At 62.3% G+C, this 14,536-nt stretch carries 14 protein-coding genes; 11 read left to right on the top strand and 3 right to left on the bottom strand.

Annotated elements, in window-relative coordinates; translation table 11 throughout:
* Positions 1-179: 179 nt before the first annotated feature.
* The 7 genes from ACWFUC_RS00575 to ACWFUC_RS00545 all read left to right on the top strand — a co-directional run bounded on the left by ACWFUC_RS00575 (position 180) and on the right by ACWFUC_RS00545 (position 6,316).
* Positions 180-854 carry a 3-oxoacid CoA-transferase subunit A gene (locus ACWFUC_RS00575; RefSeq protein WP_489623815.1) on the top strand — a complete coding sequence of 225 codons (675 nt, stop codon included), beginning with the start codon at positions 180-182 and terminating at the stop codon, positions 852-854.
* Entirely contained in the window at positions 851-1,492 is a 642-nt protein-coding gene (locus ACWFUC_RS00570) for a CoA transferase subunit B (protein WP_088756063.1), read from the top strand. Before ACWFUC_RS00575 ends, ACWFUC_RS00570 begins: the two co-directional genes overlap by 4 nt.
* Positions 1,493-1,532: 40 nt before the next feature.
* Positions 1,533-2,735 (top strand): 3-oxoadipyl-CoA thiolase, encoded by a 1,203-nt coding sequence (gene pcaF, locus ACWFUC_RS00565; RefSeq protein WP_121045763.1) that lies wholly within the window; start codon positions 1,533-1,535, stop codon positions 2,733-2,735.
* 252 nt (positions 2,736-2,987) lie between these two features.
* Positions 2,988-3,854: a branched-chain amino acid ABC transporter permease gene (locus tag ACWFUC_RS00560; RefSeq protein WP_276838490.1), complete on the top strand. Its 867-nt coding sequence runs from the start codon at positions 2,988-2,990 to the stop codon at positions 3,852-3,854.
* The gene (locus ACWFUC_RS00555) at positions 3,851-4,858 is read left to right on the top strand and encodes a branched-chain amino acid ABC transporter permease (protein WP_489623814.1); all 1,008 of its coding nucleotides are present in this window, start codon (positions 3,851-3,853) and stop codon (positions 4,856-4,858) included. The genes ACWFUC_RS00560 and ACWFUC_RS00555 overlap by 4 nt, the downstream gene beginning before the upstream one ends.
* Entirely contained in the window at positions 4,855-5,622 is a 768-nt protein-coding gene (locus ACWFUC_RS00550) for an ABC transporter ATP-binding protein (RefSeq protein ID WP_134134499.1), read from the top strand. Before ACWFUC_RS00555 ends, ACWFUC_RS00550 begins: the two co-directional genes overlap by 4 nt.
* Complete coding sequence (locus tag ACWFUC_RS00545; RefSeq protein WP_252696382.1) at positions 5,615-6,316, top strand: ABC transporter ATP-binding protein; 702 nt, start codon at positions 5,615-5,617, stop codon at positions 6,314-6,316. The genes ACWFUC_RS00550 and ACWFUC_RS00545 overlap by 8 nt, the downstream gene beginning before the upstream one ends.
* A 12-nt stretch (positions 6,317-6,328) precedes the next feature.
* Here ACWFUC_RS00545 and ACWFUC_RS00540 read toward each other — a convergent pair whose 3' ends face one another.
* A complete protein-coding gene (locus tag ACWFUC_RS00540) occupies positions 6,329-6,838 on the bottom strand; it encodes a MarR family winged helix-turn-helix transcriptional regulator (RefSeq protein WP_134134500.1) in 510 nt (169 codons plus the stop codon).
* A 326-nt stretch (positions 6,839-7,164) separates the two neighbouring features.
* Between ACWFUC_RS00540 and ACWFUC_RS00535 the strand changes: the two genes are divergently transcribed.
* The 4 genes from ACWFUC_RS00535 to ACWFUC_RS00520 all read left to right on the top strand — a co-directional run bounded on the left by ACWFUC_RS00535 (position 7,165) and on the right by ACWFUC_RS00520 (position 11,477).
* Entirely contained in the window at positions 7,165-8,214 is a 1,050-nt protein-coding gene (locus ACWFUC_RS00535; RefSeq protein WP_134223421.1) for an aromatic ring-hydroxylating dioxygenase subunit alpha, read from the top strand.
* Positions 8,215-8,223: 9 nt separating this feature from the next.
* Positions 8,224-9,180, top strand: a complete 957-nt coding sequence (locus ACWFUC_RS00530) for a PDR/VanB family oxidoreductase (protein ID WP_489623813.1) — start codon at positions 8,224-8,226, stop codon at positions 9,178-9,180.
* Between the two features lie 62 nt (positions 9,181-9,242).
* The gene (locus ACWFUC_RS00525; protein ID WP_489623812.1) at positions 9,243-10,430 is read left to right on the top strand and encodes an ABC transporter substrate-binding protein; all 1,188 of its coding nucleotides are present in this window, start codon (positions 9,243-9,245) and stop codon (positions 10,428-10,430) included.
* A 426-nt stretch (positions 10,431-10,856) separates the two neighbouring features.
* Entirely contained in the window at positions 10,857-11,477 is a 621-nt protein-coding gene (locus tag ACWFUC_RS00520) for an HD domain-containing protein (protein WP_489623811.1), read from the top strand.
* 368 nt (positions 11,478-11,845) lie between these two features.
* Here the strand turns inward: ACWFUC_RS00520 and pcaCD are convergent, their stop codons facing one another.
* Positions 11,846-13,108 carry a bifunctional 4-carboxymuconolactone decarboxylase/3-oxoadipate enol-lactonase PcaCD gene (gene pcaCD / locus ACWFUC_RS00515; protein ID WP_489623810.1) on the bottom strand — a complete coding sequence of 421 codons (1,263 nt, stop codon included), beginning with the start codon at positions 13,106-13,108 and terminating at the stop codon, positions 11,846-11,848.
* A 52-nt stretch (positions 13,109-13,160) separates the two neighbouring features.
* A complete protein-coding gene (gene pcaB / locus ACWFUC_RS00510) occupies positions 13,161-14,528 on the bottom strand; it encodes a 3-carboxy-cis,cis-muconate cycloisomerase (RefSeq protein ID WP_489623809.1) in 1,368 nt (455 codons plus the stop codon).
* Between the last annotated feature and the right edge of the window lie 8 nt (positions 14,529-14,536).

Raw genomic sequence — 14,536 nt, 5'->3', positions numbered from 1 at the left:
AAACATTAGTTCGGTGATCGAACATTCTGGTGCAGAAAACGTCACGCTGCAAATACCTCCGGAATGCCCGTCCACACCGGCAGAGACGAGTCCCAACCGCCTGGCTGAACGGCAAGACCAAGGTCAGCGAGGCAATCCGCAGGCGCAGCTGGAAGCGCCGCATCTACAGTGAGAGCAACGTGATCAATAAAATTTCTGACTCTTTTGAGCAGGCGGTGGCTGACATCCATGATGGCGCCACCATCATGATCGGTGGTTTCGGCAATGCCGGCATGCCCTCGGCCCTGATCGATGCGCTCATCGCCCAGGGCGCGCGCGACCTGACCATCGTCAACAACAATGCCGGCAACGGCGATACGGGTCTGGCGGCGCTGCTCAAGACCAAGCGCGTCAAGAAGATCATCTGTTCCTTCCCGCGCCAGACTGATTCCCACGTCTTCGATGCGCTCTATCGCGCCGGTGAAATCGAACTGGAACTGACTCCGCAAGGCAACCTGGCCGAGCGCATCCGCGCCGCCGGTGCCGGCATCGGCGGTTTCTTCAGCCCGACCGGCTACGGCACCATGCTGGCCGAAGGCAAGGAAACCCGCCTCATCGATGGCAAGCACTACGTGCTGGAGTCGCCCATCCATGCCGACTTCGCGCTCATCAAGGCGCTGCGCGGCGACCGCTGGGGCAACCTGGTGTATCGCAAGACGGCGCGCAACTTCGGTCCCATCATGGCGATGGCGGCCAAGGTCACCATTGCGCAAGTCACCGAGGTGGTGGAACTGGGCCAGCTCGATCCGGAAAACATCATCACGCCCGGCATCTTCGTGCAGCGGATCGTGCAAACCAAGGAGGCACAGCAATGAAGCGCTTTACCCGTGAAGAGATCGCCGCCCGCGTGGCGCAGGACATCCCCGAGGGCGCCTACGTGAACCTGGGTATCGGCCTGCCGACCAAGGTCGCCAACTACCTGCCGGCGGACAAGGAAATTTTCCTGCACAGCGAAAACGGCGTGCTGGGCATGGGCCCGGCCCCGGCCCCCGGCGAAGAAGACGAAGACCTCATCAATGCCGGCAAGCAGCCGGTGACGCTCCTGACCGGCGGTTCCTACTTCCATCACGCGGATTCGTTCTCGATGATGCGCGGCGGCCATCTGGACATCTGCGTGCTGGGCGCCTTCCAGGTCTCGGCCAAGGGTGACCTGGCCAACTGGCACACCGGCGCACCGGATGCCATCCCCGCCGTGGGCGGTGCGATGGACCTGGCCATCGGCGCCAAGCAAGTCTTCGTCATGATGGACCACCAGACCAAGACCGGCGAAAGCAAGCTGGTGGAGGCCTGCTCCTATCCGCTCACCGGCATCGGCTGCGTCAACCGCATCTACACCGACCTGGCCGTCATCGACGTGACCCCGCAAGGCCTGCAGGTGCGCGAGATTGTCGAGGGCCTGTCCTTTGCGCAATTGCAGGAACTGACCGGCGCACCGCTGCGCCCGGCCGCCTGATTCCGCTTAACTTGTTTGCAGTTTTCGCTGTGAGGAATGCATGAAAGACGTATTTATCTGTGACGCCATCCGCACCCCCATCGGCCGCTATGGCGGCGCGCTCAAGGACGTGCGCGCCGACGACCTGGGTGCAGTGCCGCTGCGCGCGCTCATGGAGCGCAACCCGCAGGTGGACTGGAAGGCGGTCGATGACGTGATCTATGGCTGCGCCAACCAGGCCGGCGAAGACAACCGCAATGTGGCACGCATGTCGCTGCTGCTGGCGGGCCTGCCGCAGGAAGTGCCGGGCAGCACCATCAACCGCCTGTGCGGCTCCGGCATGGATGCGCTGGGTACGGCTGCGCGCGCCATCAAGTCCGGTGAAACGCAGTTGATGATTGCCGGTGGCGTCGAATCGATGACCCGCGCGCCCTTCGTGATGGGCAAGGCCGACAGCGCGTTCTCGCGCCAGGCGGCGATCCAGGACACCACCATCGGCTGGCGTTTCGTCAATGCGCTGATGAAGCAGAAGTATGGCGTGGATGCCATGCCCGAGACCGCCGAGAATGTCGCCGTCGATTTCAAGGTCAGCCGCGAAGACCAGGATCAGTTCGCCGTACGCAGCCAGGCCAAGGCAGCCGCCGCGCAAGCCAATGGCAACCTGGCACAGGAAATCGTGCCGGTGGTGATCCCGCAGAAGAAGGGCGACCCGATCACCGTTAGCCAGGATGAACATCCGCGTGCGACCAGCATGGAAGCGCTGGCCCGGCTGAAGGGCGTGGTCAGGCCCGACGGCACGGTCACGGCCGGCAATGCGTCCGGCGTCAACGATGGCGCCTGCGCCTTGCTGCTGGCCAGTGCCGATGCCGTCGAGAAGTACCAGCTCAAGCCGCGCGCCCGCATCCTGGGCATGGCCACGGCCGGTGTCGCACCGCGCATCATGGGCATGGGCCCGGCCCCGGCCAGCAAGAAAGTGCTGGCGCAACTGGGCATGACGATTGATCAGATGGACGTGATCGAACTCAACGAAGCCTTCGCCTCGCAAGGGCTGGCCGTGTTGCGCGAACTGGGCGTGGCCGATGATGACGCACGCGTCAATCCGAACGGCGGTGCCATCGCCCTCGGCCATCCGCTGGGCATGAGCGGTGCGCGCCTGGTGACCACTGCCACCTACCAGCTGGAACGCACTGGCGGCCGCTATGCGCTGTGCACCATGTGCATCGGCGTGGGGCAGGGTATCGCGATGGTGATCGAGCGCGTGTGATGCGTTCGGGATGGCGCGGTCGGGCAACCGTGTCGCGCCATCCATGAAGATCGCAAGGGTCTTCGTGAAAATTGATCAAGCATGAATTGAGGCAGGCGCAGCACAATAGAAAAATAATTTATATCGATTCCCAAGCGGCCACAAAAAACAGAGCCGCAGGCCAGAAGAGGAGACCAACCGCATCATGCATTCGCATCATGACTGCGCGCCGCGTTCGGCTGCGCCCGCTCGTCCTTGCCGGGGAGGAGTGCCATGCTAGGCAACTTCCTTGGCGTGCTCTTCGATGGCATTGCCTACGGCAGCCTCCTGTTTCTCATCAGCGTGGGCCTGTCGGTGACGATGGGGATGATGAACTTCATCAACCTCGCGCATGGTGCCTTCGCCATGCTGGGCGGCTACGTCTGCGTGACGCTGCTCAATCGCATCGGCGTTCCCTTCCTGGCGACCTTGCCGCTGGCCTTCATCGCGGCCGCCGTGGTCGGTCTGATCCTCGAACGTTCCCTTTATCGCCGTCTCTACAAGGCCAGCCACCTGGACCAGGTGCTGTTTTCCATCGGCCTGACCTTCATGGCCGTGGCCGGCGCGACCTGGCAATGGGGGCCAACCCAGCAGCCTGTGGTGCTGCCGGATTGGCTGCGCGGACAGATCTCGCTGCTGGGGCTGGATGTCGGGGCGTATCGCGTTTTCCTGATCGGCGTGGTGGTGATCGTGACGGTGGCGCTGGGCCTCTTGATCGAGCGCACCCGCTTCGGTGCGCAGATCCGCGCCTCGGTCGACAACCAGGTGGCGGCAGCGGGGCTGGGCATCAACGTCAGCCGCGTGTTCAGCCTGACCTTTGCACTGGGGTCGGGTCTCGCCGGTCTCGGTGGCGGCCTGGGTATTGACGTGCTGGGATTGGACCCGACCTTCCCGGTCAAGTACATGGTCTACTTCCTGCTGGTGGTGGCCGTGGGCGGGGCCGGCACCATCAAGGGGCCGCTGCTGGCCGCGCTGATCCTGGGCGTGTTCGACGTCGCCGGAAAATATTATGTGCCGGAGATCGGCGCCTTCGTCATCTATGGCCTGATGGTGGTGCTGCTGATCCTGTTCCCGGCCGGACTGATGCGGAGGCGCGGATGAGCAGCACCAGCACTTCAACCCGAGCGGCCGCCAAGCTGGTCCTGCACCTGCCCAATGATCGCTGGACTCCCTTGGAGATCCTCTTCTGGCTGCTGCCGGTGGCGGCCTATTTCCTTTTCCCCGATTACCTGGTGCTGATCAGCCAGATCATGATCGTGGGCCTGTTCGCCGTCTCGCTGGATCTGATCCTGGGCTATGCCGGCATCGTCTCGCTGGGGCATGCCGCCTTCTTTGGTCTGGGGGCCTACACGGCCGGGCTGCTGGCCGTGCATGGCTGGGGCGAGCCGATCACGGGGCTCGTGCTGGCCGCCATCGTGGCGGCCGTCGCCGGGTTCCTGGTGAGCTTCCTGGTGGTACGCGGAGCGGACCTCACGCGCCTGATGGTCACGCTGGGCATCGGCCTGATGCTGTTCGAGGCGGCCAACAAGGCGGCCTTCATCACCGGTGGTGTGGATGGCTTGTCCGGCATGGTGATGGGCAAGATCTTCGGTGTCTTCGAGTTCGACCTCAACGGACGCGTGGCCTATGGCTACAGTTTCGCGGTGCTGTTGCTGCTGTTCGTGGTGCTGCGGCGGATGGTGAATTCACCCTTCGGGCTGGGCTTGCGCGGCATCCGCGAAGGTGGCCGCCGCATGCCGGCCATCGGCGCCGATGTCAACCGCCGCCTCGTCGTCATCTTCACCGTGGCCGCTGCGGTGGCCGGTGTGGCCGGTGCCCTGCTGGCGCAGACCACGCAGTTCGTCGGGCTGGATGTGCTGGGTTTCCCGCGGTCGGCAGAGCTGCTCATCATCCTGGTGCTGGGCGGTACCGGCCGCCTCTATGGCGGACTGGTCGGTGCGCTGGTCTACATGCTGGCGCAGGATTACCTGTCCGGACTCAATCCGGCCTACTGGCAATTCTGGATCGGCCTGCTGCTGATCGTCATCGTTCTCTTTGCGCGCGGTGGCCTGCTCGGCGGGCTGGCGGTGCTGCGTGACAAGTTCTTCAAGGGAGGCCGCGCATGAGCCCGCATCCAGCCGATACCACCCTGCGCACCGAAGGCCTGAGCAAACGCTGGGGCAGCTTCGTGGCCAACAGCGATATCTCGCTGACCTTCACACCCGGCGCGCGCCACGCCTTGATCGGCCCCAATGGCGCCGGCAAGACCACCTTCATCAATCTGCTCACGGGCGGCTTTGCGCCCAGCGGGGGCAAGGTATGGTTCGGTGGCGAGGATATCACCGCCTTGGCCCAGCATGAACGCGTCAAGCGCGGCATGACCCGTACCTTCCAGATCAATACGCTTTTTGCCGGGCTCACGGTTCTGGAGTCGGTGATCCTGGCGATCCAGGAGCGGCGCGGCCTGCAATACAAGTGGTACCAGACCGTGGCCAGCCAGACCGAGGTCGTGGATGAAGCCATGGCCTTGCTGACATCGCTCAAACTGGCGCAGGAAGCCAACAGCATCACGCGCAGCCTGGCCTATGGCAAGCAGCGGCTGGTGGAGATTGCATTGGCACTGGCGACTCAGCCCAAGGTGCTGTTGCTGGACGAGCCAGCCGCCGGCATTCCTTCGGCGGAGAGCCGTGAACTCTTCGAAGTGATTGCGCAGCTGCCGCGTGAAGTGACCATCGTCTTCATCGAACATGACATGGGGCTGGTGTTCCGCTTCGCCGAGCGCATCACGGTGCTGGTCGGCGGCAAGGTGCTGGTGGAGGGCACGCCGGCGGAGATTGCGGCTGACCAGCGCGTCAAGGAAGTCTATCTGGGGGAGGCCGAACATGCCTGATCTGCTGGCACTGGACAAGGTGAGCGCCGGTTATGGCGACTCCATCGTCCTGGAAGACGTGTCGTTCTCGATGCAGGAAGGCGAGAGCCTGGCCCTGCTGGGGCGCAATGGCGTGGGCAAGACCAGTCTGTTGATCACCCTCATGGGACTGACGCGCCTGCATGGCGGCAGCATTCACTGGCGTGGCAGCAACATTGCGCGCGTGCCGACCCACAAGCGCGCGCACGCCGGGCTGGGCTGGGTGCCGCAGGAGCGTTTCATGTTTCCTTCGCTGTCGGTGGAGGAACACCTGACGGTGGTGGAGCGTGGCGGCAAATGGAACTTGCAGAAGATTTATTCGATTTTTCCCCGCCTGCATGAGCGCCGCCACAACATGGGCAACCAGCTCTCCGGGGGCGAGCAGCAGATGCTGGCCATTGCGCGCGCGCTGATGGTGAGCCCCAGCATCCTCTTGCTGGATGAACCGATGGAAGGGCTGGCCCCGATCATCGTGCAGGAGCTGCTGAAGGTAATCCGCCGCCTGGTCAGCGAAGAAGGGATGTCGGTGATCGTGGTGGAGCAGCACGCGCGCATGGCGCTGTCGCTGACGCAGCGGGCCATCGTGCTCGATCGCGGCCGCATCGTGCATGCCTCGGACAGCCAGAGCCTGCTGGACGATGGCGAGACACTGGATCGCTTGGTGGCGGTGGCTTAGGAAGCCAGGGCCTCAGTCTTCCTGGCAATCCTGGTCGCGCAAGCGTGCGAGCGGCGCACGGCTCTGCGGATTGTTCTCATGCACCAGCTTGTCCAGCAGCAGCATGAACTGTTGCTGTTCGGCTTCATCGAGGGGCGCCAGGATGCGCTTGCGCAGGCGCTGCAGGCCGGGGATCAGTTCTTCCAGCAGGGCTTCGCCGGCCTGCGTGATGCGCAATGCGCGCTGGCGGCGGTTGTGCGGAATGACTTCGCGCACCAGCAATCCCTTTTCTTCCAGCCGTGCGCAGACCGTGGCACCAGTGGAAGTGTCGATGGCGACCAGTCCCGACAAGCTCACCTGGTCGATGCCGGGATGGTTCGACAGCATGCGCAGGATGGCGTATTGCACCGGGGTAATGATGCCGCCGGTTTCATCATGGAAGATCGACACCGAAATCTGCTGCGCCCGCCGCAACAGGTGGCCGGGGTGCTCGTAGAGATCGATGAGCTGGCTTTCGTCCTTGGGTGGCGTAGTCTCTGGCATGGCGGATGAGGTCGGATGCAATCGGGCAATGGATGAGCTGTAGGGTGAAGACAGCGATGCGGCAGTGTACGGTCCGCGACGTTTTCCCTCAATCAATTGATGCAACGCGCAACGAAAAAAGTCCGCCAGCGCGTTTACTTGCGCTGCGGATTGGCGGATACTTTTCTAACATTCAGTGTACTGAATATTAAAACAGATAAATGCGAGACCCGACAGGATCTGGATCAAGCCGCCTGCGGAAAAGAACAAGCTGGAGCAGTCCACCAAGAAGGGCACTGGCCTTGGAAGGCCGGTGCCGGTTGAGGAATTCACCCAAGGAGACCGTCATGTTCCCCAAGAATGCCTGGTACGTCGCCTGCACGCCCGACGAAATCGAAAGCAAGCCCCTGGGCCGCCAGATCTGCGGCGAGAAGATCGTGTTCTATCGTGGTGCCGAAGGCAAGGTCGCCGCCGTTGAGGATTTCTGTCCGCATCGCGGCGCACCGCTGTCGCTGGGTTTCGTGCGGGAAGGGCAGCTGGTATGCGGCTATCACGGCCTGGAGATGGGCTGCGATGGGCATACGCGCAGCATGCCGGGCCAGCGCGTGCGCGGCTTCCCCTGCATTCGCAGCTTCCCTGTAGTGGAGCGTTACGGTTTCATCTGGGTGTGGCCCGGTGACAAGGAGCAGGCCGATCCGGCGCAGATCCATCATCTGGAATGGGCTGAGAATCCCGAGTGGGCCTATGGCGGTGGCTTGTATCACATCAACTGCGACTACCGCCTGATGATCGACAACCTCATGGACCTCACGCACGAGACTTATGTGCACGCCTCCAGCATCGGCCAGAAGGAGATTGACGAAGCGCCGGTCAATACGCGGGTGGAGGGTGAACAGGTCATCACCAGCCGCTTCATGGAGAACATCATGCCGCCGCCGTTCTGGCGCATGGCCTTGCGAGGCAATGGATTGGCCGATGAGGTGCCGGTGGATCGCTGGCAGATCTGCCGCTTCTCGCCGCCCAGCCACGTGATGATCGAAGTGGGCGTGGCGCATGCAGGCAAGGGCGGTTACGAGGCCGGGCCGGAGCACAAGGCTTCCTCCATCGTGGTGGATTTCATCACGCCCGAGACTGAAACTTCTCACTGGTATTTCTGGGGCATGGCGCGTCATTTCCGTCCTGAGGACAAGGAGCTGACCAATACCATCCGCGAAGGGCAGGGCAAGATTTTCGGCGAGGACCGCGAGATGCTGGAGCTGCAGCAGGCCAATCTGCTGAAGTATCCCGAGCGCCGCCTGCTGGCGCTCAACATCGATGCCGGTGGGGTGCAGTCGCGCAAGGTGCTGGACAAGTGGCTGGCGCGCGAAGCCGAATCTGGCAAGGCTGCCGCGGCCTGAGGAGTGACGATGACGACATTGCAGGTCAAGGTCGCGGCGCGCCGCGAGGAAGCCGACGGAATCGTGGGATTGGAGCTGGTCTCGGTGGATGGTGCGCCCTTGCCGGGTTTTACCGCCGGTGCGCATATCGACGTGCATCTGCCGGGCGGCTTGCTGCGCCAGTATTCGCTGTGCAATGCGCCGCATGAGCAGCATCGCTACCAGATCGGTGTATTGCGCGATGCCAATTCGCGCGGTGGATCAGTGGCGGTGCATGAGGCGCTGAAGGTTGGTGATCTGCTCACCATCGGCGTGCCACGCAACCAGTTTGCATTGGTGTCGGCGCAGCACAGTCTGCTGCTGGCGGGTGGCATCGGTGTGACGCCCATTCTGTGCATGGCCGAGGCGCTGGCGGCCGCCGGAGCGTCTTTCGAGATGCATTATTGCGCCCGTTCGCCTGCACGCCAGGCGTTTCGCGAGCGCATTGCCGGGTCAGGATTTGCGGACCGCGTGGTGCATCACTATGACGATGGTGATGCCGCGCAGAGGCTTGATCTGGAGGCCTTGCTGTCACAGGCTGATCCGGCTACCCATCTTTACGTCTGCGGTCCTGCCGGCTTCATCGCGCATGTGGTGGAGACTGCCCGTGCACGCGGCTGGCCGGAGTCGCAGGTTCATTTCGAATACTTTGGTGCGGCGCCGGTAACAGCCGACGGCAATGGCGCGTTTGATGTGAAGCTGGCCAGCAGCGGTCAGGTCTATACCATTCCCGCCGACCGCACGGTGATCCAGGTTTTGTGCGAACACGGTGTGGATGTGCCGGTGTCCTGCGAGCAGGGCATCTGCGGTACCTGTCTCACGCGTGTGCTGGAGGGTGAGCCGGATCATCGTGATCAGTACCTGACCGATGAGGAAAGGGCGGCCAATGATCAGTTCACGCCTTGCTGTTCCCGGGCTCGCAGTTCGTTGCTGGTGCTGGATCTGTAATGTTCTGAAGCAGTATTGTCCTGCGTCGTAAATCATTTATACAAATTAAAACCTGAGGAGACATGATGAGCGAGATGATCGATACCCGGCGCCGCCACCTGGTGCTGGCCGGAACCGCGCTGGCTGCGATGGGCGCGCCCCTGGTGGCACGGGCAGCCGATGCACTGAAAGTCGGGCTGATCGTGCCGATGTCGGGGCCGTTTGCTTCGACCGGGCGGCAGATCGAGGCAGCGGTGAAGCTGTATCAGCAGAAGTTCGGTGACAGCGTGGCCGGGCGCAAGGTGGAGATCCTGTTGAAGGATGATGGCGGCGTTTCTCCGGATGTGACCAAGCGGCTGGCGCAGGAGCTGGTGGCGCGGGACAAGGCGCAGGTTCTGATGGGCTTCGGGTTGACGCCCCTGGCGCTGGCGGCAGCACCCATCGCCACACAGGCCAAGGTGCCGATGATCGTGACGGCAGCCGCAACGTCGATCATTCCGCAGCGCTCGCCTTATATCGTGCGCACCGGCTTTACGCTGGCGCAGGTGACTTCGCCGCTGGCCTCCTGGGCTGCGAAGAATGGGATCAAGAGTGTGGTGACCTTTGTTTCCGATTACGGGCCGGGGCTGGATGCTGAGAAAGTATTCGTGAAGACTTTTTCCGAGGCCGGTGGCAAGGTCGTGGAGAGCGTGCGCGTGCCCCTGCGCAATCCTGACTACGCACCCTTCCTGCAGCGGGTGAAGGACGCCAAGCCGCAGGCTTTGTTCGTTTTTGTACCTTCCGGGGAAGGCGCTGCCGTGTTGAAGCAGTTTACCGAGCGGGGATTGGCGGCGGCTGGGATTCGATTGATCTGTACCGGCGATGTGCTTGATGATGACCTGATGGCCGGGATCGGTGCAGCCGCCAAGGATGTGGTGAGCAGTCATCATTATTCGGCGGCGCATCCTTCTGCAGCCAACAAGGAATATGTCGATGCCATGGCCAAGGCCAACAAGGGAATGCGCGCCAACTTCCATTCCGTTGGAGCCTATGACGGGATGCATCTGCTCTATGAATCGCTCAAGAAGACCGGGGGCGATGCGGACGGTGAGAAGCTGCTGGCTGCCATGAAAGGGATGAGCTGGGAGAGCGTGCGGGGGCCGGTTTCCATCGATGCTTCTACTCGCGATATCGTGCAGAACGTTTATATGCGCAAGGCTGAGTTGCGCGGGGCTGAGTTCTATAACGTCGAGTTTGATCAGGTTGAGAAGGTGCGGGATCCTGGGGTTTGATTGGTTTTGGTTTTGGGGTAGTCTGCACGGAAATCTTTCCTGCGCTCTAGCTTAATTCTGTTCTCTCTCCGGTCGGGAGAACGCGCCGGGGGCGGCCCGGCAGCCGCTCACTTTTCTTGTCTCGCCAAGAAAAGTAAGCAAAAGAAGGCGACCCCAAAGAGCCAGCCCTCCTGCGGAGGGTCCCCCGCCGCAGCGAAGCGAAAAGTGGGAAGGATAGAGTCGCTTCGCTCCCACTATCCTTCTGATCCACTTTTCGCTCCGCTGCGGCGGCTGGCTCTATGGGGACGGCAACCCCAACGGGCTCGCCTTCGGCCTCGCGGGGTCTCCTACTCGCCTTCGGCTTTGGTCGGGTTGGTACGCTTCTCTCGCTTTGAGATGGATATCGACAGATAATCTTTCCTCCCCTCTTTTTCGAAAGACCCAATCATGACCCTGACCACCCAACGCTGGGATCTCACCTGGAAAAAATTGGGTCTGGTTTGCCCCGATACGCACTTGTTTGACTCGGTCCTCTCACACTACCGCGAACCCCATCGCCACTATCACACCCTTCAGCACCTCGATGAATGCTTTGCAAAGTGGGAAGAGTTGCACACCGAGTCCTCCCACCCTGGCGAAGTTGAACTGGCACTCTGGTTTCATGACGTCATCTATGACGTCAAACGTCATGACAACGAAGAGAAGAGCGCTGATTGGGCTCGGCGTTGTCTGATGGACGCGGGCGCATCGGAAGAGATTACGCAGCGCGTGCACGCACTGGTGATGGCAACCCGGCACCATCAGCCCAGCGTGGAGGGTGACGCGTCGTTATTGGTGGATGTGGACTTGTCGATATTGGCCGCGCCACCGGATCGTTTCGAAGAATACGAAAAGCAGATTCGTGCGGAATATGACTATGTTCCGCTATCGTTGTTCATGCAAGAGCGGAAGAAGATTCTGCAAGGTTTCTTGAATCGTCCGAGGATATACAGGACAAAGACATTTTTCGAAAGATACGAGGCAACTGCGAGAAAGAATTTGGAAAGGGCGATTGAGGCCAGTGCATGAATGAATGCAGCAAGAACCTACCAACCCGAAGCCGAAGGCGAGTAGTGTCCGTCGCGACGCCGAAGGCGAGCCGGACAGGCTGTCCGCATCTGCGCCGCCGCTTCAGTACCCAATAAATCGGATCAGAAAAATAACCGGAGCGAAGCGACTTTATTTTTCCCGTTTTATTGGGTACTGAAGCGGGGACCCTCCGAAGGAGGGCGGCGGAGTTGCGGTCGCCTTCTTTTGCTTACTTTTCTTGGCGAGACAAGAAAAGTGAGCGGCTGCCGGGCCGCTCCCGGCGCGTTCTTCCGACCGGAGAGAGATAAGAATTAAGCTAGAGCGCAGGAAGAAATTCCGTGCAGACTACGCCCAAAAACCTAACACCATCAAAGCCCGCCGATAAACCCAAGAACCAATTCAGCAAACGCAACAGGCTGCTCAACAGCACTGACATGAGAGGCATCGGCAATGACCTCAAGCCGAGAGCCAGCGATACCGTCCACCAATGCCTGAGCCATGGCAACCGGCGTCCCCTGATCCAGCTCTCCTGCGATCACCAGCGTAGGGACAAGAATGGCCCCCAACCGGGAAGAAGTATCAACAGTCCCGACAGCATGACAGCACCCCACATATCCCACCGCATCGGTAGTGACCAGCCGATGACGATAGCGCGCCACGGTAGCCGCCTGAGCCGACCGGAACCCCTCGTGGAAATACCGCCCCATGACCGCATCCGCAATCACCTCGATCCCTTGATCCCGCACGGTAGCAATGCGCTGCTGCCAAACCTCGCGCGCCGCCTCCGGATAGGCGGAGGTAGTGTTGGCCAGCACCAGTGCCCGCACCAGCCCCGGATGGCGCAAGGCCAGCTCCTGCCCCACCATGCCCCCCATGGACAAGCCCACCCACACCACCGGCCCGGTATCCAGCTCCCGCAACAAGCGCGCCGCATCATCAGCCAGGTCCGCCATGCTGTAGAGCCCGTCCACCTTCTCCGAACTGCCATGCCCGCGATGATCGTAAGCGATCACCCGGCAATCGGCCGCCAGCAGATTGGCCAGTCCGTCCCACATCATCAGGTCGGTCCCCAGCGCATGCGACAACACCACCGTATGCCGCGGCGCCTTGCCATTGCGCGGCTCCCGCAAGGTGTAATGCAACGCCGGTGAAGAAGAAGTGCGTCCCTCACGCCCCACCCCCGGATGCACGCTGGTAGCGGGCGCCTGCGGCACCACCGCGTAACCGATCTGCTCGCCCACTTCACGCAGGATCTTCTGCGCATGCGTGAACGCCGTATTGCCCGCCGGCACACCCGCATAGACGGAAGCCTGGATCATCACTTCCTTCATCTCATCCGGCGTCAACCGAGTAGCCGGATCAGCCGTCAGGCCGGCGCGCACGTGCAGTTCAAATTCTTCCCAGCGCCCCAGCGCAATGGTGATGGCCAGCACGATGATGCGCCGGGTCTTGTGGTCCAGCCCGGGACGGCCCCAGATTTCATTCCACGCAAAACGCGTGATCAGGTTCTGGAAATCGGCATTGAAGTTGGTGGCGTTGGCCACCGAACGGTCAACCCATTGGTCGCCCAGCACACTGCGGCGATTGCGCATGCCGCGCTCGAAATCATGGTCCAGCGGATCGTAGCTCATGAGGTGTTCTCTTTTGTCTCGTGATGTGGAGGGAGGTGGAGAAATCAGTGGTTCAGCGCACCAGCATCGTGCGCAAATGTTCAAGCTGCCCTTCAGCAATGCGGCGCGCAGGCCGCGTCGCCTGCACCGGATCGAACAGCCCACGCAACATGGCCAGGTCGATCTCCTTGCCCAGCTGCGCATCGGCCTGCACGGCATCGACCAGCACATCGACCAGTTGCGCGCCATCGGCCACGGCCTTGCGCGTGAGCTGCTCCAGCAGACTGTGCGCACGCGGACGGCCGATCACGCCCGCCAGTGCAATTGATGCGGATTCGGCAAACACCAATCCCTGCAGCGCATCGATGTTGCGCAACATGCGCGCCTCATCGATCACCAGTGCGGCAAACGCATCATTGAGCGCACGCAAGGCCCCATGCACGCCCAGGAACAAGCCCGGCCATTCGGCCAGTTCGGCCTGCCAGTTGCCCAGCCCGCGTTCGTGCTGCTGCGACATCGCCCCCAGCAGCGCAGCGGCCTGTTGCGGCGCACGGGCGGCAGCAGCCAGGGCGATCATGGACGATACCGGGTTGCGCTTGTGCGGCATCGCCGATGACCCGCCACGGCCATTGCCGGAAGGCTCGGCCAGTTCCGCAATTTCGCCCTGCGCCATCAGCGACAGGTCGGTCGCGATCTTGCCCAGGCTGCCGGCCAGCACGGCCATCTCGGTACCCAGGCGTATCCATTCGTCGCGCTGGGTATGCCACGCCGCATCGGGTGTCTTCAAGTCGAGCGCCGCAGCCATGCGTGCGGCCACGGCGGGACCCTTCTCGCCGAGTACGGCCAGCGTGCCTACTGCGCCGCCCAGTTGCAGCTGCAGGGCGCGTTCAGCCAGCGCCTGCAGCTGCGCACGCGAGCGCAGCAGGGGGGCGGCCCAGTTGCAGAACTTCAGGCCCAGGCTGGTGACTTGCGCCGGTTGCATCAGCGTGCGTGCCAGCACCGGCGTATCGAGATGGGATTGCGACAAGTCCAGCAAGCGATGCGCCAGCTGGTCCAGTTCGCCATCGACCAGCCGCAGGGCCTCACGCGTGACCAGCACCATGGCCGTATCCAGCACGTCTTGGCTGGTGCTGCCCCAGTGCACATGGGTGGCGGCTTCCTCGCTGTAGAGGGCGACCGTGCGCTGCAATTCCTTGACCAGCGGAATGGCCAGCGCACCGGCGCGGCGGCCTGCGACGATCAAGGCATTGATGTCATAGAGCGGGGCGCGGCATACGCTGGCGATGGCGCGCGCGGCGGCCTCGGGGATGATGCCCTCGGCGGCTTCGGCCTCGGCCAGGACTTGTTCGAAGCGCAGCATGGCTTGCACCACCGCCTGGTCGTCGAACACCGCAATCATGTCGGAAGTGGTGAGGAAGCTGTCGAAGATCGAAACGCTCATGAAGTCTC

This window comes from Herbaspirillum sp. Her4, from assembly GCF_057961335.1.
Note: the sequence above shows the minus strand (reverse complement) of the source record. Positions and strands in the feature narration are given on the sequence as shown.